Below are 19,029 nucleotides of genomic sequence, written 5' to 3'. Positions count from 1 at the left end.
GCGCAGCCCGAACTTTGGATTATAATTGCTGAAGTAAGGAGAATCAATGATATATCCCAACAACTTTGAACAAAAGATAGGTTTCAACGAAATACGTTCGCTGCTCCATCAACGCTGTTTGTCTACACTTGGAAAGGAAGAAGTGGACCGAATGGAGTTTTCCATTGATACAAATCAGATTAATCAGTGGATGGAAGAACTGCGCGAATTTAGGAGAATACAGGAAGGAGTGGAGGACTTTCCACTCGACAACGTGTTTGATGTTCGGCAGAGCGTGGCGCGTATTCGCTTGCAGGGCACGTATATGGAGGTCGATGAACTCTTCGATTTGAAGCGTTCGCTGGAAACTATCATTGCCATCGTGAAGTTTCTGAGCGCAGGCGAGGAACGGGACGACGGAGAGATAAGGAGATTCTACCCGGCTTTGTACGCATTGGCCGATGGAGTGGCAACGTTTCCGATACTCGTGCAGCGCATCAGTCAGATCATCGACAAGTTTGGGAAGATGCGCGACACGGCATCGCCCGATCTCCTGCAAATCAGAAGAGAGCTTGCAAGGGTGGAGGGGAGCATATCGCGCACGCTGAACAGCATTCTCCGTGCTGCCCAGAGCGAAGGAGTGGTGGAGAAAGATGTTGCTCCTACAATGCGCGACGGCCGTCTTGTGATACCTGTTGCACCGGGAATGAAGCGCAGAATATCGGGCATCGTTCACGATGAGAGTGCCACGGGTAGGACGGTTTACATAGAACCAACGGAGGTTGTGGAAGCAAACAACAAGATTCGTGAGTTGGAGAATGAGGAACGAAGGGAAATCATTCGCATTCTGACGGAATTTGCCAAGCAGGTTCGCCCACACGTGGCCGAGATTCTCGACTCCTATCATTTCCTTGCACGCATAGATTTCATACGCTCAAAGGCTGAATTGGCCAGACTTTTCAAGGCATTTGAACCCAAGATAAGCCCTGAACCACAGATAGATTGGATTCGTTCTGTTCATCCATTGCTTCAATTATCGCTGGCAAGAAAAGCATTGGCGGCGAATGTTGATGAAAGCATTGAGCAAAAGCCCAATACAGTTGTTCCTTTGGACATCAGACTGACCGAAGACAAGCGTATTCTGATTATCTCCGGACCGAATGCAGGTGGCAAATCGGTGTGTCTGAAAACGGTGGGATTGCTCCAATATATGCTTCAATGTGGTTTGTCGATTCCCGTCGGCGACCGTTCTGAAACGGGAACGTTCCATCATCTGATGATAGATATCGGCGATGAGCAGAGCATTGAGAACGACCTCAGTACGTATTCTTCGCATCTGATGAATATGAAGAATATGATGAAGCAGGCCGATAACCGAACGCTGATTCTCATTGATGAGTTCGGAACTGGTACAGAGCCGCAGATTGGCGGTGCAATTGCCGAATCCGTGCTGAAGCAATTCTGGCAAAAGAAGGCTTGGGCAGTGATAACCACGCACTATCAGAACCTGAAACACTTTGCCGAAGATCATCCGGGAGTAGCGAACGGCGCAATGCTGTACGACAGACACGAGATGCGTCCTTTGTTTCAACTCTCCATTGGTCGTCCGGGAAGCTCCTTTGCCATCGAGATTGCACGAAAGACGGGTATTCCTGACGAAGTAATAAAGGATGCTTCAGAGATAGTTGGCTCGGATTATATTCAGAGCGATAAGTATTTGCAGGACATTGTGCGCGACAAACGCTATTGGGAGAGCAAGCGACAGACTATCCACAGCCACGAAAAAGAGTTGGAGAAGACGATAGCAAAGTACGAAAAGGAGATGGAAGAGCTGCGCGAGAGTCGCAAGCAGATTATCAATCGCGCCAAAGCTCAGGCAGAAGAGATGATAAAGGAGAGCAACAGGCGCATTGAGAATGTGATTCGCGAGATTCGTGAACAGCAAGCCGAGAAGGAAGCAACGAAGCGATTACGGCAGCAGTTGGCTGATTACGAAGCAAGTATCCTTGAAGGAGATGGCACCATACCTGCAAACAACTCGAAAGGAAATGGGAAAAAACCTGCCAATAAGCAGGATATGCGCAATAGCGGACTTTTGAGTGATGAGGACTTTCAGAAGAAAATAGATGAAATAAAGAATAGAAAGGAACGCCACGAACAGCATAAGAAAGATAAAACCGAGCGCAAACAGGCTGCCGTGGAGTCATTGCGGACTGCAATTCAGAAGCAGAAGGACGGCAAGACCATCAAGGAAGGAGACTCAGTGCGTATCAAAGGCCTGACATCTATTGGAAAGGTGGAAAGCATCGACGGCAAGCAGGCCGTGGTTATATTCGGTGGAATGCGCACGAAGATGCAACTCAATAGGTTGGAACACGCCGATACGGCTTCCATTCAAGAGTCGCAAAAGCAATTCCAAGCCTACAATTACAGCCGTGAAACGCGCGAAACGATTGACAAGCATCGTAACCAGTTCCGGCAAGAACTGGACGTTCGGGGCTTGAGAGCCGATGAAGCCATCAATCAGGTGCAGTATTTCATCGACGATGCCATACTTGTCGGAGCCGGACAAGTGAAGATTCTGCACGGAAAAGGCAACGGCATTCTGCGAACGATGATTCGGCAGTATCTCAATTCCATTCCCAATGTGCAGAGTTTTCGCGACGAGCACGTGCAGTTCGGCGGTGCCGGAATCACGATAGTGGAATTGTAGAGGAGCATTACGCGCTCCATTCGTCTTCAGGGAAACCCCATTAAGGCAAAAACTTGCGAAGATGAAATAATGTTCAGACGATACAATGCTTCCAATGAATGTGTTTTCGACTATAAGTAACTTATAAAGAGAAAGATATATAATAAAAATCAATATCCCTCGTTAGTGGGAATAGGAGACAAGAATATGAATATACTGGAATACAGACAGGCGATTCTCGACGATTTGCTCGCAAGAACGAAGCAGAACGGCGAGCCGGCCATCGACGAATCTACTGCGATTCAGTTGTTGAACGAACTGAGAGACGATGAACTCGAAGAGGGAATGCTCTTCAATGAACCGTCAGACGTTGCCGATGTTTTGTTGGAAACAAGCCGATTGTAGCCCGTTTGCACGCAATGAAGAGATTGTTAGTGTGCAATCGATAGTAAATCTATCTCCGTTAAGATGAAAAATAGTGGTTGAAAGCCATACATTGTCAGCTGAACTTAAGAATAATGGTTAGAAGAATATATAAGAAAAGACCAAAATTCAACCCGTACAAGACGATTGCAATAGCATCGTGTCTTTTTGTACTGGGCGTGATTGCTGCGTGTGTGAGCGGCAAATATAGTGGAACTGGCAGCACTTTCCGGAAAGATGACGCATCGGTAAGCAGCAAATATCACTTCAAAGACCTGAACGGACAGCAGCTTGAGGCGGCAACGAAATATGGAATTACGCCCATTGAACGTAGAAGCGAAGTAAGGAAAAAGGCAAGAAAGCTGAACAAGATAACGTCGAACAAGTATTATCTGCTCGACCCGATGACGCATTCAAGCCCTTATCTCACTGACGGTGCCAAGCAGTTACTCAAGACCATCGGCAAACGGTTTCAGAAAAAGCTGAAGAAAGCGGGCTATCGTTCGCACAGAATCATTGCAACCTCTATGTTGCGCACCCGCGAAGATGTGGCAAGTCTGCGGAAAGTGAACGGCAACGCATCCTCAAATTCCTCACATATGTATGGCACAACATTCGATTTGAGCTATACCCGGTACAACAGAATCAGCACGGACGGCGAACCCGTGAACAACGATGTGATGGCAAATATGCTCGGCGAAGTGATTTACGAACTCAGAGAAGAGGGAAAATGCTGGGTGATTTTCGAGAGAAATCAGCATTGTTTCCACATAACCGTGAGAAAAAAATGATTCAGATCCAATCTCATTTAGACTAAAGTAAAGAATAGATATTATATATAGACGAAGATTCAGGAATATGTTTACAGGATAACCGTCAGTTCCCATTGACGATATTCATTATATATCACTTGCAATGCTTCGGATAACAACAATCAATGTAAAATTAAACTTATGGGAAACAGAAAACTAAAACCTTCCACACTCTGCGTGAAAGCAGGGTGAGAACCAAAGAATGGCGAGCCTATTGCAGTGCCAATCGTGCAAAGCACTACGTTCAAGTACGACAATTCAGAGGAAATGGCAATGCTCTTCGACCTTTAAAAAGAGGGCTATTTCTATTCGCGCTTGCAGAATCCTACGCTGGACAATGTGGCAAGAAAGCTGACAGCACTCGAAGGTGGCGTGGCAGGTATGCTCACTTCTTCAGGTCAGGCAGCAAGTTTCTATGCCGTTCTGAACATCTGTTCAGCAGGCGACCACATCATTTCATCAAATGAAATCTACGGAGGAACCTACAATCTCTTCGGCGTAACAATGAAGAAGATGGGCATTGAATGTACTTTCATCAACCCGAATCTTCCCGAAGAAGAGATTCAGAAGGCTTTCAGGCCGAACACTAAGCTGCTGTTCGGCGAGACAATCTCCAATCCCGGCTGCTCCGTGCTCGACATTGAGAAATTTGCAGGCATTGCTCACAGGAATGGTGTGCCGCTGATAGTGGACAATACCTTTGCAACACCAATCAACTGTCGCCCGATAGAGTGGGGATGTGACATCGTAACGCACTCTACCGCTAAGTATTTAGACGGACACGCAGTGGCCGTAGGTGGCGCAATCATCGACAGCGGCAACTTCGACTGGACTGCAAACAAGGATAAATTCCCCGGTCTTACCACGCCGGACGATTCTTATCACGGCCTTACCTACACGGAGAATTTCGGCAAACTTGCCTATATTACCAAGATGACGACGCAGTTGATGCGCGACCTCGGAAGCATTCAAAGTCCGCAAAACGCCTTCCTTCTCAATCTCGGAATGGAAAGTCTGCATCTCGCATCCGTCAGCATTGCGCAAATGCGCAGAAGATTGCCGAATTTCTGAACAATGATTCACGTGTGGCGTGGGTAAATTACTGTGGATTGGAAGGAAACGAGAACTATGAACGTGCGCAGAAATATCTGCCGAACGGCTCTTGCGGCGTGTTGTCGTTCGGACTGAAGGGCGACCGTGAAACTGCCATCAAGTGGATGGATTCGCTGGAACTCATCAACATCGTAACACACGTGCCCGGCTGCCGTTCCTGTGTGCTGCATCCGGCAAGCCACACACACCGTCAGCTCTCCGACGAGCAACTGCGCGATGCAGGCATTGCGCCCGACCTCATCCGTTTCTCGGTTGGTATTGAGGATATAGACGACTTGCTGGACGATATTCGTCAGGCATTGGACAAACTCTAATCAATTACAGAACTCAAGTATCCCTTTCCTGATTTTGTTACGCTGAAAGTCTTTATACAGCGTTTTCAGAAAGCGGAATACTTGAGTTCTGTAACTTTTATAATTTCCGTTGTTTGCGAATATTGCAAACCTATATTCCTGTTTGTAAGTGATTGAAAATCAAGTGTCTGAAAATCAATTTCCAATCTTGCGAAGATTGCATTCCATTCTTGCGAAGATTGCGCTGCGTTTTTGCGAAGAATGGATTGCATTCTTCGGTTACTTGCAAACCGTGTTCTTTCAAACGTTTTTTGTTGATGAAATTAAGTGTTGCAGGTAAGTGAAAAGGGTATCGTGGAATAATTGGGGAAATCTCTTTTTGGAAAGAGGAAAACAGCCTTTTCGGGGATAGAAAATCAATACTTTTGCGGCGAGTGATTGCATAACTCGAAAAAAATGAGTAAGTTTGCAGTTGAACAAATTAATTAAACAATACTGATAATATGAAAAAACAATTTATAACCTTGCTGCTTTGCCTGATTGCTATGGCTGGTCAGGCGCAAACCGATACCTTGCGACACGAAGTTCTCTTGGAAACCGACAGTGGAAACATTCGCGTTCAGCTTTATACTGAAACGCCGAAACACCGAGACAACTTCCTGAAACTGACGCGCGAAGGCAAATACGACGGCGTGCTTTTCCATCGTGTGATAAAGAATTTTATGGTGCAGTCGGGCGATATGGGTTCCAAGACTGCCAAGTCGGGGCAGCAGTTGGGTGACACACCGGAGACATATTCGATTCCTGCCGAAATCGTCTACCCTAAGTTCCTGCACAAGCGTGGGGCTTTGGCTGCCGCAAGAGAGCCTGACGACGTGAATCCGGAGCACGCTTCCTCGGCATCGCAGTTCTACATCGTCTGGGGCATTCGCTATTCCGACAAGCAATTGGACTGGGCACAGGGACGACTGGACGAATATACGAAGGGAACGGTAAAGATGTCGCCCGAAGTGCGTGAAATATATAAAAACATCGGTGGTACGCCTCATTTGGATGCTACCTACACAGTCTTTGGAGAAGTGGTGGAAGGACTGGAGATTGTAGAGAAAATCCAATCTGCTGTCTGCGATGAAAACGACCGTCCGAATGTTGATATAAGAATCATCAGGGCTACGGTTGTGAAATAATCACGGCGTATGAAGAAAGTTACCTGTTTATTATTGCTTTTCGTTTTCTGCGTCCGAAGTGCTTCGCCAACTGGTCAGGTGGGAGATGTAATATACTATGGAGGCGAGAAATGGGAACTTTTGGCGCACCCTCTTTCAATGAACGCAGAGTTGAACGGAAAAATCAGAAAGATGCTGCCCGAAGTCGGCTATGTAACGTCCAATTGGACGGGCTATACGGGCTATTGGTCGGTGGATGATTCATTGTTGGTGCTGGACAGTATCTGCTTACGGGACAAGGGTTCGACGATGAAAAAGCTCGACAAAGACAAGATGATGGCAGTCTGCGCTGCGTATGTTCAGAAGGGAAAGATTGTTGCTTCTTGGGTTTCGGGCAGCTTACGACTGGGCAAGGATTCTCTGCTGTATTATCTTCATAGTGGTTTCGAGCGCAATTATCAGCGTGAAGTGCTGCTGACGATGGAAAAGGGCAGAATAATAAAGGCCAAATCGTTTGAAAACGAGGTTTATCCCGGCTTGACAGTAGAGGAGGTTTTTCAGCGGGATTCGGTGGAAAATTATATCCCGATTGCCGATTTGCCCACGATTGAGGGACACAAGATTTTATTCGATGTAAGTTTTGGGCGTACAGAAACGGTGGGCAAGATAGAAGAGTGCAAAGTTTGTGTTAAGAAAGCAATCCCCGACGACCTTACCGACGACCAGAAAGCACATATCGAATCGTTTATTGCACAGGCAATCTGCTCTGTCTATCCTTGGAAGGAATATAGAATAAACGGTGCGCGCAAGTTCTTTGAACGCAACAAAGCCATTGTTCTTGACGGAACAAGACCCACGCGTGGACGTATTTATGAATTTTGTGAAGAGATGCCTGAATTTCCGGGTGGTTTGAATGCTATGTTCAAGTTTATAGCTGAGCACATTCAAATTCCTGCTATCCATATAGATGATTGCATTAATTGGCGTTCGGTAGTGAAAATTGTTGTAGAAACCGATGGAACCATCAGTTCGCCAATCATCGTCAAAGGGGGAGAAGACGGATTCGGAACGGAAACATTGAAGGTTATCAGGCAGTTTCCACGTTTCAAACCAGCAAAGCAAGGAGGAAAACCGGTGCGCTGCTGGCTTATGATACCGGTCAGATTCCGATTTTATTAATATTCTGTAATAACCAAAATAACCATAATAAGATGAGAAAAATCACGACACTTATCCTGTTTGCATTCTGTTGTCTGACAGCCTTTACACAGGATTTCAATCAGCATTTCACAGATGCTACACTGCGAATAGACTATTCTTTTTCGGGAAATGCCGAAAAACAGTATATCGCCGTTGATGAACTGTGTCGCATTCCACGTTGGTACGGCAAGACAAAACGTCTGTCGGAACTGCCCGTAGAGGGAAACGGACAGATTACGGTGCGCCATCATCGCACAAAGGAAGTGATTTACAGAAACTCTTTTTCAACACTTTTTCAGGAATGGATTACCTATGACGAGGCAAAGACAAAAACAAGGTCGTTTGAAAATGTCTTCCTTGTGCCTTATCCAAAGGACACGGTGGACGTAACGGTGGACTTGCGAAACAACAGAAGAGAGATAACGGCATCGCTGACGCATACCGTTGTGCCGACGGATATACTGATAAGAAAGATTGGCGAACGGAAAATCACGCCATACGAAACGCTTCAGCAGGCTGCCGACACGGCTCGCTGCATCCACATTGCCTATATTGCCGAAGGCTACACAGAGGCAGAAATGCCGATTTTCATAAAAGATTGCAAGATAGCTGTGGAGGCAATGTTTGCCCACGAGCCTTTCAAGTCTGTGCGAAACCGCTTTAATATCGTTGCCGTGAAGGCACCGTCGGTGGACAGCGGCACTTCCGAGCCGACTCTCGGCGTGTGGAAAAACACGGCACTGCACTCTAATTTCGACACATTTTACAGCAACCGGTATCTCACCACATTGCATCTGAAGGATTTGCACAACTGGTTGGCGGGCACTCCCTACGAGCATATCATCGTATTGGTAAATACAGACAGCTACGGAGGTGGTGGAATCCTGAACTCCTATAACCTTTCTATGACGCATCATCCTTATTTCAAGCCGGTGGTGGTACACGAGTTTGGACATTCCTTTGCAGGTTTGGGCGATGAATATGCCTATGGCGCAGAGGAATTGAATATGTATCCTCACGATATTGAGCCTTGGGAGCCCAACCTTACCACGTTGGTGGATTTCAAATCAAAATGGAAGGATATGACGGAAAGCAAAACTGCTGTTCCAACTCCGCAGCCGGCAGATTTGGATAAGCCCGGTGCGAAGTACGCAAAATGGAAGATTGGAGCTTATTCGCCTGCCGGCTACTCGCAGAAGGGCGTCTATCGTCCTTATCCTGACTGCCGAATGCGCACCAACAGCAATCCCGAGTTCTGTCCTGTTTGCCAAAGAGCCATCAAGCGACTGGTGGATTTCTATACCGAATAGCGATTGTCGTTCGGAAAAAGAATATGGCGTATTTGAAGTTTGACCTTCAAATACGCCACGTTTTTATTATCTCTTTATTGTTTAGTTAAATCATTGATAATCAGTTAATAAAGAACACGTTTCCATTTATACGAAGATTGCGCTGCATTCTTGCGAAGATTGCAATGCGTTTTTGCGAAGAATGCAACGCAATCTTCGCAAAAACGCAAAACGCTTTAATTAGGGATAATTCCGAACCCGGATATAATGCCATCCGTTTTCTTTACTCCCGGCTGTCCGTTTGCTATTTTGAAATAAGAATTTTGGAACGTTCGAGAGCAATATCTATATGACTGCAAATGTTTTCTTCGCCTACGAGTTCGTTGAATCCGGCTTTACGGAGTACGTCATCAACATTAGGACGGACTCCCGAAAGGATAATCTTCACGTTGTCTTTCTGCGAACGCTCGCAGAGTGTAGTGAGGTTGTGAATTCCCGTTGAATCAACAAAAGGCACTTTACGCATACGGATGATGCGAACCTTGGGACGTTTGTGCATATTCATCATCAGATTCTCAAACTGGTTGCCTGCTCCGAAGAAGTAAGGACCGTTGATTTCATACACTTCCACGCCTTCGGGAATGGTCAGATGTTCGTTGTTGAGCTGTATGTCCGTGTCGTCGTTCGGGTCAATCTCGTCTCTGATCATTCGGATGTCGGTAGCTTCAGACACACGACGCATAAAGAGCAGGCACGCAATGATGAGCCCGACCTCGATGGCAATCGTGAGATCGAAGATGACGGTAAGGAAGAAGGTAATGAGAAGCACGAGAATATCGGACTTGGGATTCTTCAGAAGGGCAGCGAACGTGCGCCATCCACTCATATTATACGAAACAACGACGAGAACTCCGGCGAGACACGCCATCGGAATATACTGCGCCAACGGCATCAGGAAAAGAAGAATGAGCAACAGGACAATGGCGTGAATAATGCCGGCGATGGGCGATTTGCCGCCGTTGTTGATGTTTGTCATTGTGCGCGCTATTGCTCCAGTTGCAGGAATACCACCAAAGAGTGGTGCTGCTATGTTGGCAAGCCCCTGTCCTACGAGTTCTGCATTTGAATCGTGCTGTTCGCCGATAACGCCGTCGGCTACGGTTGCCGAGAGCAAAGATTCAATCGCACCCAAGATAGCGATGGTAATGGCGGGAGAGATAAGCCCTTTGATGGTTTCGAGGTCTAACGACGGGATTTCCATTGTGGGAAGACTGCTGCTGATAGTGAATCTGTCGCCGATAGTTTCGATGGAATTGACGCCTGCAAAGCTCTTCAATGCCCATACACCTGCGGTCATCAGGATGATTGCCACCAGCGAACCCGGAATTTTCTTCGAGAAACGCGGGGTAACAACGATAATCAGGATGCTGAGAATGCCCACGACGGTGCTCCACCAGTCGATAGTATCGAAGGAGTGGGCATATACAATCCATTTGTCTATAAACTCGGCAGGCACGCTGTCGATGGTAAGTCCGAAGAGATCTTTTATCTGTGTGGTAAAGATGGTCAGGGCAATACCACTCGTAAAACCAACTACGATAGGATAGGGAATGTATCGGATAATGGTTCCCAACTTCAATACACCTAATAATATAAGGAAGAGCCCGGCCATAATCGTGGCAATGGTAAGTCCCTGTATGCCGTATTGTTCGATGATTCCGTAGACAATGACGATGAAAGCACCCGTAGGACCACCAATCTGTACCTTGCTTCCACCAAAAATAGAGATAATCAGTCCGGCAATAATCGCCGTGATGATACCTTTTTCAGGAGAAACGCCCGAAGCAATGGCAAAAGCGATTGCCAAAGGAAGTGCCACGATACCGACAATGATGCCTGCCATAGAGTCGGCTACGAGGCTTTTTTTACTGTAACTGCGAAGCGTGTCAGCCAGTACTGGCTTGTAATCAAATAGTTTCATTATTCTTGTAGTAATAGCAATGAGCTGCAAAGGTAAGAAAAAGTTAAAGAATAAAAAGTTAAAAAATTAAAAGAATATAATCGTAAAAGGCAAAAGTAATGACCAATCCTTGCTTGAATCAAGCATTGCAAAATGCTGCCGACAGGAAATTATACATATTGCCGCACTTCATCAGCCTGCCAATCAAAATTATGTAAAGTATAATTTCATACTGTTTGTAAGTAATTGAAAATCAACGGATAAAAATTCGTTTTCCAATCTTGCGATGATTGCATTCCATTCTTGCGAAGATTGCGCTGCATTTTTGCGAAGAATGAATTGCATTCTTGCGAAGATTGCAAATCGTGTTTTTATTTGCAGGCAGTTGTTTCGTTATTCTGCTGTGCCGACAGTGTAATTAGGTCTGCTTACAGTATGCAAAATTGTGATTTCATCTCCCTATATATAAATATGTATAGGCTTATCCAAACACGATCAAATAAATTAAAAAGGTCTATCAGACGGCTTTTAATAGACTGTTTTTAAGCATTCTATATAAAAAAAATAACTTAATCTGAAAAAACTTTATTTGAAAGTTGGTTTTTCAAAAAAACATAGTTATTTTGCCCATAATATATAGACTGGACTTGTAAGCAAAAATATATAGACTAGATTTATTGATATAAACAATTTTAAACGTATGAGAAAAATTTTACTCCTCGCTCTTGTTGCTATGATGGCAATCGGAGCAACTGCACAAAACATGATCACTGTTGTGCCTGAAGGTACACACAAGGTTTACAACCGTACTGGTAAGTTTATTAACTCTGATACGGGCGAGATCCACGTGTTCAAGAACACTACACTGGAAGTGGTTACAACTGCATCCAATGGAGTTTACATCAAGGACCCTATTGCAGAAATCGCCATCGGTACTTGGGTAAAAGGTACGAAAGAAGGCAATACAATCACAGTTCCTATTGGTCAGACTGTATTCTTCTTGCCTGATCTCGGCGAAACAGGTACCACATTGTTGAATGTTGATGTATATGAATTTAAAGGTGACGATTATGTAAAAAGCACTGATAAGTCTTTTACTTACACAATCGACGGTGATAACATCAAGCTCAATCTTAGCGATGACGGCTCCAAATGCTGCCAGTAAAACTGGTAAAAATGAGTTTGACGGAACTGTGAAGGTAGGACGTGTAGGGAGCGATGTTTATTTCCAGGGTCTTCTCAATATCGAAGAATGCGCTAATGCTGCCGTTAAGGGTACTATCGATGCAAACAATGTGGTAACATTCCCTAAGGGTCAGTATATTGGCATTGCAACTAACTTGAAATTATTCTTGGGAGCGCATCAAAGGAAATGAAAGAACTCGATGATATAACAGACTTGGCAGATGTTGTATTTGTTTACAACCCGGCTGAAGACAAGTACACACTCAAGCCTGCAACTTCGGTAGTTTTCAATAACGACAGAGCTGATTTGGCTGTTGTTGAGTTCTATACAGCTTGCGAACTCAAGGGTACTGGCGCATTTACAGCAGGTATCAGCACAGTAGATTCTAACGAAGAGGCAGCAGAAGTAGTTTACTTCGACGTTACAGGTAAGCGTGTTGCACAGCCAACTACCGGCGTTAATATCAAGGTGGTTAAGATGTTGGACGGTACTGTTAAGACTTCTAAGGTTGTAGTCCGTTAATCTAAATTGGAGTAATGCAAATTTAACTCATTTCGCGGGGCTTTATTGATGAGGCGTATACGCCCTCTTTAATATGAACTTCAGGCGAAAGACGTTAATTCAAGCATAAGACATTTAATATATTAAGCTCGGCTCAAAGCCGGGCTTAATTCTTTTATACGGGTTTCAATCATTGAATGTTTATTGGTATATTTAATTTTATCATCATTTTTAGTGATTTTTCAGATACAAATGCTTTTTCCGATGGTCGGTATTTTGAGGGATAGATTATTTTGGGTAACTTTGCACTTGGAGGACTATTAAGAATGACACTTCAACAACTTGAATATGTAATGGCTGTCTATCGGTTTAAGCACTTTGCCAAGGCAGCCGACCACTGCAATGTTACCCAACCTACGCTCAGTTCTATGATTCAGAAACTGGAAGATGAGTTGGGTGTGAAGATTTTTGACCGTAGAAAACAGCCTATAAAGCCGACTCCCTCGGGGCAGCTTATCATTGAACGTGCGTGGAGCGTGCTCGTTCGTGCCCGACGGTTGAAGGAAGTGGTGGAAGAGCAGAAGCATTCGCTCTTCGGAACGTTCAATCTCGGTGTCATTCCGACCGTCGCTCCCTACCTCATACCGCGGTTTCTGCCTCAGCTGATGAATGAATATCCTGATATGGACATTCGTGTTACGGAACTGAAGACCGAGGATATGCGACGGGCTTTGCAACGAGGCGATATCGACGCAGGTATTCTGGCACGTGTGGAGGGTTTGGAAGAATTTGAATGTTCGCATCTGTTTTATGAGAAATTCTTTGTTTACGTAGCAAAAGGCGATGCACTTTATGACTACAAGGCGATACGGACAGCCGATTTGAGCGGCGAATATCTGTGGCTGCTCGACGAGGGACACTGTTTCCGCGACCAATTAGTGAAATTCTGCCAGTTGAAATCGGCCATCAAGAGCAAGAAAGCCTATAATCTCGGCAGCATTGAAACCTTTATGCGCATCGTTGAGAGTGGAAAAGGCGTTACTTTCATCCCGGAACTTTCCATAGCACAGCTTTCTGATGCGCAGCAGCAGCTCGTAAAACCATTTGCTCATCCTATTCCTACACGCGATGTAGTGCTTATGACTGGCAAGAACTTCATCAGAACCACGCTGCGCGAATTGCTTGTAGATAAAATTCAGCAGGCCGTTCCCGATTCGATGATAAAGATGCAGAAGTCGCAAGAGGAAGTGTGAGGCTCTTATTGTCTGCTGAAAAATCAAATTCTGGACGATGAATGACAAGATATAGCGTGTGTTATTCATCAGGGCAGGGCATTATTACTGTACGCTTGTTTTCCTGTTTGCCCGTCCCGTTTTCAATCCAATTTCAGGCACTTTGCAAGTAACCGAAGAATGGCTTACAATCTTCGCACGTTTGCGTTGCATTCTTGCGAAGAATGAAATGCAATCTTCGCACGTTTGCAACCTTATATTTTATTCTTTGATTTTCAGACACTTACAAATTATTGTTGATTGAGGTGTTGCGCCATCTTTAAATATGGTCCGATGGAAGACGATGAATGTATAGGAATCATCTTTTTTAGTGTTTTGTAAATCTGTTTACCCATTAATTAGATTTTAATAAACGTGCTTCCAAATTCCGGAATTTGTAATCCTGTCTGCCTACTGCGACCGATCGAGCCCCATTGTTGCCCCTATTGTGGACCGAATAAACGTAAACCTTTTGCAATCTGCACATTACAAAAACGAAAGAGATATTGAAACAATGTGAAATAGCCTTGTTATAGTGGCTGAAAGCCGTGTTATTTTCTGTGAAATGTTTGCTCCGTTCATTCTTTTTTTATAATTTTGAACTCCGAAAATGAGCTTATGCGAAAGCTGTTTCCTCAACGCTAAGAAAAATGTTGTTTGAGAATTGGATAACATCCACACAGTTTGTGTCGGCATTCATTTTCAATATGGAATCTAAAAGAATGATAAGGTTTATATTTTATTATATTAAAAATAACAAGGTAAAATTATGAAGATTGAAAAAATTCACGCTCGTGAGATCATCGACTCTCGTGGCAATCCTACTGTTGAGGTAGAAGTAACTCTTTGCAATGGTGTAATGGGTCGTGCAAGTGTTCCATCTGGCGCATCTACCGGTGAGAACGAGGCACTCGAGCTTCGTGATGGTGACAAGGGTCGTTTCGGTGGTAAGGGCGTTTTGAAGGCAGTTGAGAACGTGAACAACGTTATCGCTCCTGCTCTCAAGGGCTTCGACGTAACTGCACAGCGTGCAATCGACTATAAGATGTTGGAAATCGACGGTACTCCTACAAAGAGCAAGCTCGGTGCCAACGCTATCCTCGGTGTGTCTTTGGCAGTAGCCCAGACGGCTGCTAAGGCTCTCAATATGCCTTTGTACCGTTATATCGGTGGTGCTAACACATACACATTGCCAGTTCCTATGATGAATATCATCAACGGTGGTGCTCACTCAGATGCTCCTATCGCATTCCAGGAATTTATGATTCGTCCGGTAGGTGCTCCTTCACTCCGTGAAGCTCTCCGTATGGGTGCTGAAGTGTTCCACACATTGCAGAAGAACCTGAAGAAGCGTGGTCTTTCTACTGCTGTTGGCGATGAAGGTGGTTTCGCTCCTGCATTCAACGGTATCGAAGATGCCCTCGATGAGATTATGAAGGCTATCAAGGATGCCGGCTACGAACCGGGTAAGGACGTGAAGATTGCTATGGACTGCGCTGCCTCTGAGTTTGCAACTTGCGAAAACGGTGCTTGGTTCTACGATTACAGCAAGCTCAAGGACGGTATGCCAAAGGATCCAAACGGCAAGAAACTTACTGCTGACGAACAGATTGCTTACTTGGAAGAACTCATTACTAAGTATCCTATCGACTCTATCGAGGATGGCTTGGATGAAAACGACTGGGAAAACTGGGCTAAGCTCACAGCCAAGATTGGCGACCGTTGCCAGTTGGTAGGCGATGACTTGTTCGTTACCAACGTTAAGTTCCTCGAAAAGGGTATCAAGATGGGTGCTGCCAACTCTATCCTTATCAAGGTTAATCAGATTGGTTCGCTCACAGAGACGCTCGAAGCTATCGAAATGGCTCACCGTGCAGGCTACACATCAGTAACTTCTCACCGTTCAGGCGAAACAGAAGATACAACAATCGCCGACATCGCTGTTGCTACAAACTCTGGTCAGATTAAGACTGGTTCTATGTCTCGTACAGACCGTATGGCTAAGTACAACCAGTTGATCCGCATCGAAGAGGAACTTTGCTGCACAGCTAAGTACGGTTACAACAAAGTAAAGTAAACAACGCTTACGCTAAATTATAGAACAGGGAGCAATCAACCGATTGCTCCCTGTTTTTTGTTGGTCAGAGAAGTTTTCGCTTAGCTCCACCGGAGTTCGGTTAAAATAAAAGCAGGTATCAAGCGATACCTGCTTTTATCTTTATCTTCGATGTGAATTACGGAGTTTGCCTTAATTCAGCAATCTCCTTATTTATTCAATAACGATCATTGGCTCGTCTTCGAGAACTGCCTGACCTACTTTTACAATGATACCGGTTACCTTTCCGTCCTTTTCAGCCTCGATATTGTTCTGCATCTTCATAGCTTCGAGCACGAGAACTGTGTCGCCGGCTTTCACGTCCTGACCCACTTCCACCTCGATTGAAGTGATAGTGCCCGGAAGCGGAGCCTTGATGGCATTGGAAGCATTGAAGTTTGCAGGTGCGCCTGATGCTGCGCTTTCCTCTGCAACAGGCTTGCCGAGTTCAACCTTTTTCTTCTCTGGTTCTGCCGGTTTCTCCATCTGAACTTGGAATGCTTCGCCATTCACCTTTACGTCAGCTACGAAGTCTTCGCTGATACTGCCGATTTCGACATTGTATTCCTTACCGTCGATTGTATATTTGAATTCTTTCATTTTTTATCTTATGGTTTCTGGGTCATAATCTCAAACTTGGCATCCCACATCGTACACTTAGGTTTGATGGTAATGATGCCCGGTTCGATATCGTGTACATTATTGCCACTGTACTCAAAGAGTGCCATTGCAATAGCTGCAAATTTGTTTTTGTCCATTTTATTCTCCTATTGATGATTACATTGGCATACAACCGTGCTTCTTCGCCGGCAAATTCTGCTTCTTATGAGCCAACTGAGCCAAGCCGCGGCAAATGCGGAAACGAGTGTTGCGAGGTTCGATTACGTCGTCGATGTAGCCATACTGTGCTGCTTCATACGGATTGGCGAACTTCTCTGTGTACTCTTCTTCCTTCTCAGCGAGGAATGCCTTGACGTCGCCGCCTTCATCCTTGACCTGCTTTGCTTCCTTACCACAGAGCACAGCAACGGCACCCGACGCACCCATAACTGCGATTTCGGCACTCGGCCATGCATAGTTGAGGTCGGAACGCAACTGCTTGCAGCCCATAACGATATGAGAACCACCGTAGCTCTTGCGAAGTGTGATGGTAATCTTTGGAACGGTGGCTTCTCCGTAAGCGTAGAGCAACTGCGCTCCGTGGAGAATCACGGCGTTGTATTCCTGACCTGTGCCCGGCAAGAAGCCCGGAACGTCTACAAGCGACACGATTGGAATGTTGAAAGCATCGCAGAAACGAACGAAACGAGCACCCTTACGGCTTGCATTTGCATCGAGCACGCCTGCGTAAGCTGACGGCTGATTGGCCACGATACCCACGCTCTGACCGTTGAAACGGGCGAAACCGGTAATGATGTTCTTGGCAAATTTAGGCTGAATCTCAAAGAAATCTCCGTTGTCGGTTACGGCCTTGATTACCTTATACATATCGTATGCCTGATTAGGATCGTCAGGAATGATTTCGTTCAGCAAGTCTTCCTTTCGGTCGATAGGGTCAGTACATTCAACACGTGGAGCTTCCTCACGGTTGTTTGAAGGAATATAGGAGAGCAAAGTCTTGATGATTTCCATTGCCTCTTCCTCCGTCTTAGCCGTGAAACCGGTAACACCGCTTTTTGTAGCGTGTACGCTTGCACCTCCGAGACCCTCAGCGTCGATGTCTTCGCCCGTTACAGTCTTAACAACCTTCGGACCTGTGAGGAACATATAACTTGTTTCTTCCTTCATAATGATGAAGTCCGTGAGGGCGGGAGAGTAAACAGCACCACCGGCACACGGACCGAGGATGCTTGAAATCTGCGGAACCACACCTGAAGCGAGAATGTTGCGCTCGAAAATTTCAGCATAACCGGCCAGAGAAGTAATACCTTCCTGAATGCGGGCACCACCGGAGTCGTTCATACAGATTACGGGTGCGCCGTTTGTCATAGCCATATCCATAATCTTGCAAATCTTCTGAGCCATCGTTTCAGAGAGCGAACCACCATTAACGGTAAAGTCCTGTGCATATACATAGACCAGACGGCCGTCGATTGTTGCCGAACCGGCTACGACACCATCGCCGTAGAACTGCTTCTTTTCCATTCCGAAGTTGTGGCAACGGTGGAGTTTGAACATATCATATTCCTCAAAACTACCTTTGTCCACCAACATTTCGATGCGCTCACGAGCAGTATATTTACCACGAGCGTGCTGCTTTTCGATAGCTTTTTCGCCACCACCCAAGCGAGCTTGCTCTCTTTTTGCTACGAGCTCTTTGATTTTTTCAGTTTGCTTACTCATAAATATATTTATTTTCTTTGTAAAGTCTAAAATGAATTATAGTTGAATAATTCCAATAAATTACGTGCAAAAATACGAAAAAAAGCTGATACTCACACAGAAACTGCCCATCTTTTAAATTTGTTAAGTATCATAATGTGAAATTCAATGGATATATACTTAATTATTTAACTCAATGTTTATTCTGCCACTTTTGAAACTTGTCCATAAGGAACAATGCAGAGAGCAGGCTAAGCACCATAAGAACAACGCCGATTGCTGCCCATAAACACATCTGCGTAGGAGATAGAATAGAGGCTTTTGCAAATTCTGCAAAGGCATAGATGCAATAAGGCAATGTCAGGATTGTGGTAATGATGACAGGTATGTACTTTCGATAGACTGCCCATTGTGCAAGATGCACCATAAGGTGTATGGAATGGCCTGCAAATGCTGCGAACCACCATTGATAAGCATCGAACCATACGGCACAGAAAGAAACAACGGAAATCAGAATGAACTCGTGGGCTGTTCCTATGGCAAATGTAGCTGTTGAATAATCAAAATATCCCCTGCTTGCAAGAAACTGCTCGAATCTCGGAAAACGCCTTTTCAGTTCATTCCTATTCTGCCCAAGCCACCGTTTGAACATAATAATCTCCTCGTATTCGTGAACCATAAATACAATGGGGAGAAGTATCATTATCAGTTCTAAATTCATCATCTT

At 45.1% G+C, this 19,029-nt stretch carries 15 protein-coding genes and 1 pseudogene; 11 read left to right on the top strand and 5 right to left on the bottom strand.

Annotated elements, in window-relative coordinates; translation table 11 throughout:
- Window positions 1–46: 46 nt before the first annotated feature.
- From P150_RS0102430 to P150_RS0102395, 7 genes and pseudogenes are all read left to right on the top strand, one after another.
- Window positions 47–2,692, top strand: coding sequence for an endonuclease MutS2 (locus P150_RS0102430; protein WP_028896334.1), 2,646 nt, complete (start codon window positions 47–49; stop codon window positions 2,690–2,692).
- A gap of 186 nt (window positions 2,693–2,878) precedes the next feature.
- The gene (locus P150_RS0102425) at window positions 2,879–3,076 is read left to right on the top strand and encodes a hypothetical protein (protein ID WP_028896333.1); all 198 of its coding nucleotides are present in this window, start codon (window positions 2,879–2,881) and stop codon (window positions 3,074–3,076) included.
- A gap of 113 nt (window positions 3,077–3,189) precedes the next feature.
- Entirely contained in the window at window positions 3,190–3,885 is a 696-nt protein-coding gene (locus P150_RS0102420; protein ID WP_036931985.1) for a DUF5715 family protein, read from the top strand.
- 234 nt (window positions 3,886–4,119) lie between these two features.
- Window positions 4,120–5,333: pseudogene (locus tag P150_RS15725) on the top strand (O-acetylhomoserine aminocarboxypropyltransferase/cysteine synthase family protein).
- Between the two features lie 482 nt (window positions 5,334–5,815).
- Entirely contained in the window at window positions 5,816–6,499 is a 684-nt protein-coding gene (locus P150_RS0102405) for a peptidylprolyl isomerase (protein ID WP_028896330.1), read from the top strand.
- A 9-nt stretch (window positions 6,500–6,508) separates the two neighbouring features.
- Window positions 6,509–7,657: an energy transducer TonB gene (locus P150_RS16790; protein WP_081819258.1), complete on the top strand. Its 1,149-nt coding sequence runs from the start codon at window positions 6,509–6,511 to the stop codon at window positions 7,655–7,657.
- Between the two features lie 32 nt (window positions 7,658–7,689).
- Window positions 7,690–8,988 (top strand): M64 family metallopeptidase, encoded by a 1,299-nt coding sequence (locus tag P150_RS0102395; protein ID WP_028896328.1) that lies wholly within the window; start codon window positions 7,690–7,692, stop codon window positions 8,986–8,988.
- A 283-nt stretch (window positions 8,989–9,271) separates the two neighbouring features.
- Here P150_RS0102395 and P150_RS0102390 read toward each other — a convergent pair whose 3' ends face one another.
- On the bottom strand, window positions 9,272–10,948 hold the full coding sequence (locus P150_RS0102390) for a SulP family inorganic anion transporter (RefSeq protein ID WP_028896327.1): 1,677 nt from the start codon (window positions 10,946–10,948) through the stop codon (window positions 9,272–9,274).
- Window positions 10,949–11,627: 679 nt separating this feature from the next.
- On the opposite strand from P150_RS0102390, the gene P150_RS0102380 reads away from it, so the two are divergent.
- From P150_RS0102380 to eno, 4 genes are all read left to right on the top strand, one after another.
- On the top strand, window positions 11,628–12,092 hold the full coding sequence (locus P150_RS0102380) for a hypothetical protein (RefSeq protein WP_155952895.1): 465 nt from the start codon (window positions 11,628–11,630) through the stop codon (window positions 12,090–12,092).
- A gap of 207 nt (window positions 12,093–12,299) precedes the next feature.
- The gene (locus P150_RS0102370) at window positions 12,300–12,635 is read left to right on the top strand and encodes a hypothetical protein (protein ID WP_028896324.1); all 336 of its coding nucleotides are present in this window, start codon (window positions 12,300–12,302) and stop codon (window positions 12,633–12,635) included.
- Window positions 12,636–12,940: 305 nt separating this feature from the next.
- Complete coding sequence (locus P150_RS0102365) at window positions 12,941–13,867, top strand: hydrogen peroxide-inducible genes activator (RefSeq protein ID WP_028896323.1); 927 nt, start codon at window positions 12,941–12,943, stop codon at window positions 13,865–13,867.
- 787 nt (window positions 13,868–14,654) lie between these two features.
- Entirely contained in the window at window positions 14,655–15,962 is a 1,308-nt protein-coding gene (gene eno / locus P150_RS0102360) for a phosphopyruvate hydratase (RefSeq protein ID WP_028896322.1), read from the top strand.
- Window positions 15,963–16,154: 192 nt separating this feature from the next.
- Here the strand turns inward: eno and P150_RS0102355 are convergent, their stop codons facing one another.
- The 4 genes from P150_RS0102355 to P150_RS0102340 form a co-directional block, all read right to left on the bottom strand.
- Window positions 16,155–16,580: a biotin/lipoyl-containing protein gene (locus tag P150_RS0102355; protein WP_028896321.1), complete on the bottom strand. Its 426-nt coding sequence runs from the start codon at window positions 16,578–16,580 to the stop codon at window positions 16,155–16,157.
- Between the two features lie 8 nt (window positions 16,581–16,588).
- Window positions 16,589–16,738: a hypothetical protein gene (locus tag P150_RS17775; protein ID WP_197018026.1), complete on the bottom strand. Its 150-nt coding sequence runs from the start codon at window positions 16,736–16,738 to the stop codon at window positions 16,589–16,591.
- Between the two features lie 19 nt (window positions 16,739–16,757).
- On the bottom strand, window positions 16,758–18,323 hold the full coding sequence (locus tag P150_RS0102345; RefSeq protein WP_028896320.1) for an acyl-CoA carboxylase subunit beta: 1,566 nt from the start codon (window positions 18,321–18,323) through the stop codon (window positions 16,758–16,760).
- Window positions 18,324–18,495: 172 nt separating this feature from the next.
- Window positions 18,496–19,026, bottom strand: a complete 531-nt coding sequence (locus tag P150_RS0102340) for an HXXEE domain-containing protein (RefSeq protein WP_028896319.1) — start codon at window positions 19,024–19,026, stop codon at window positions 18,496–18,498.
- Between the last annotated feature and the right edge of the window lie 3 nt (window positions 19,027–19,029).

It is taken from the genome of Prevotella sp. HUN102, assembly GCF_000688375.1.
Classification (GTDB): domain Bacteria; phylum Bacteroidota; class Bacteroidia; order Bacteroidales; family Bacteroidaceae; genus Prevotella.
Note: the sequence above shows the minus strand (reverse complement) of the source record. Positions and strands in the feature narration are given on the sequence as shown.

Bases quoted from the DNA above. Each gene is read 5' to 3' on its own strand.
- eno (WP_028896322.1), top strand. From the start codon at position 14,655: ATGAAGATTGAAAAAATTCACGCTCGTGAGATCATCGACTCTCGTGGC.
- P150_RS0102355 (WP_028896321.1), bottom strand. From the start codon at position 16,580: ATGAAAGAATTCAAATATACAATCGACGGTAAGGAATACAATGTCGAA.
- P150_RS0102430 (WP_028896334.1), top strand. From the start codon at position 47: ATGATATATCCCAACAACTTTGAACAAAAGATAGGTTTCAACGAAATA.
- P150_RS0102370 (WP_028896324.1), top strand. From the start codon at position 12,300: ATGAAAGAACTCGATGATATAACAGACTTGGCAGATGTTGTATTTGTT.
- P150_RS0102340 (WP_028896319.1), bottom strand. From the start codon at position 19,026: ATGATGAATTTAGAACTGATAATGATACTTCTCCCCATTGTATTTATG.
- P150_RS0102380 (WP_155952895.1), top strand. From the start codon at position 11,628: ATGAGAAAAATTTTACTCCTCGCTCTTGTTGCTATGATGGCAATCGGA.
- P150_RS0102425 (WP_028896333.1), top strand. From the start codon at position 2,879: ATGAATATACTGGAATACAGACAGGCGATTCTCGACGATTTGCTCGCA.
- P150_RS0102345 (WP_028896320.1), bottom strand. From the start codon at position 18,323: ATGAGTAAGCAAACTGAAAAAATCAAAGAGCTCGTAGCAAAAAGAGAG.
- P150_RS0102365 (WP_028896323.1), top strand. From the start codon at position 12,941: ATGACACTTCAACAACTTGAATATGTAATGGCTGTCTATCGGTTTAAG.
- P150_RS0102395 (WP_028896328.1), top strand. From the start codon at position 7,690: ATGAGAAAAATCACGACACTTATCCTGTTTGCATTCTGTTGTCTGACA.
- P150_RS0102390 (WP_028896327.1), bottom strand. From the start codon at position 10,948: ATGAAACTATTTGATTACAAGCCAGTACTGGCTGACACGCTTCGCAGT.
- P150_RS0102420 (WP_036931985.1), top strand. From the start codon at position 3,190: ATGGTTAGAAGAATATATAAGAAAAGACCAAAATTCAACCCGTACAAG.
- P150_RS16790 (WP_081819258.1), top strand. From the start codon at position 6,509: ATGAAGAAAGTTACCTGTTTATTATTGCTTTTCGTTTTCTGCGTCCGA.
- P150_RS17775 (WP_197018026.1), bottom strand. From the start codon at position 16,738: ATGGACAAAAACAAATTTGCAGCTATTGCAATGGCACTCTTTGAGTAC.
- P150_RS0102405 (WP_028896330.1), top strand. From the start codon at position 5,816: ATGAAAAAACAATTTATAACCTTGCTGCTTTGCCTGATTGCTATGGCT.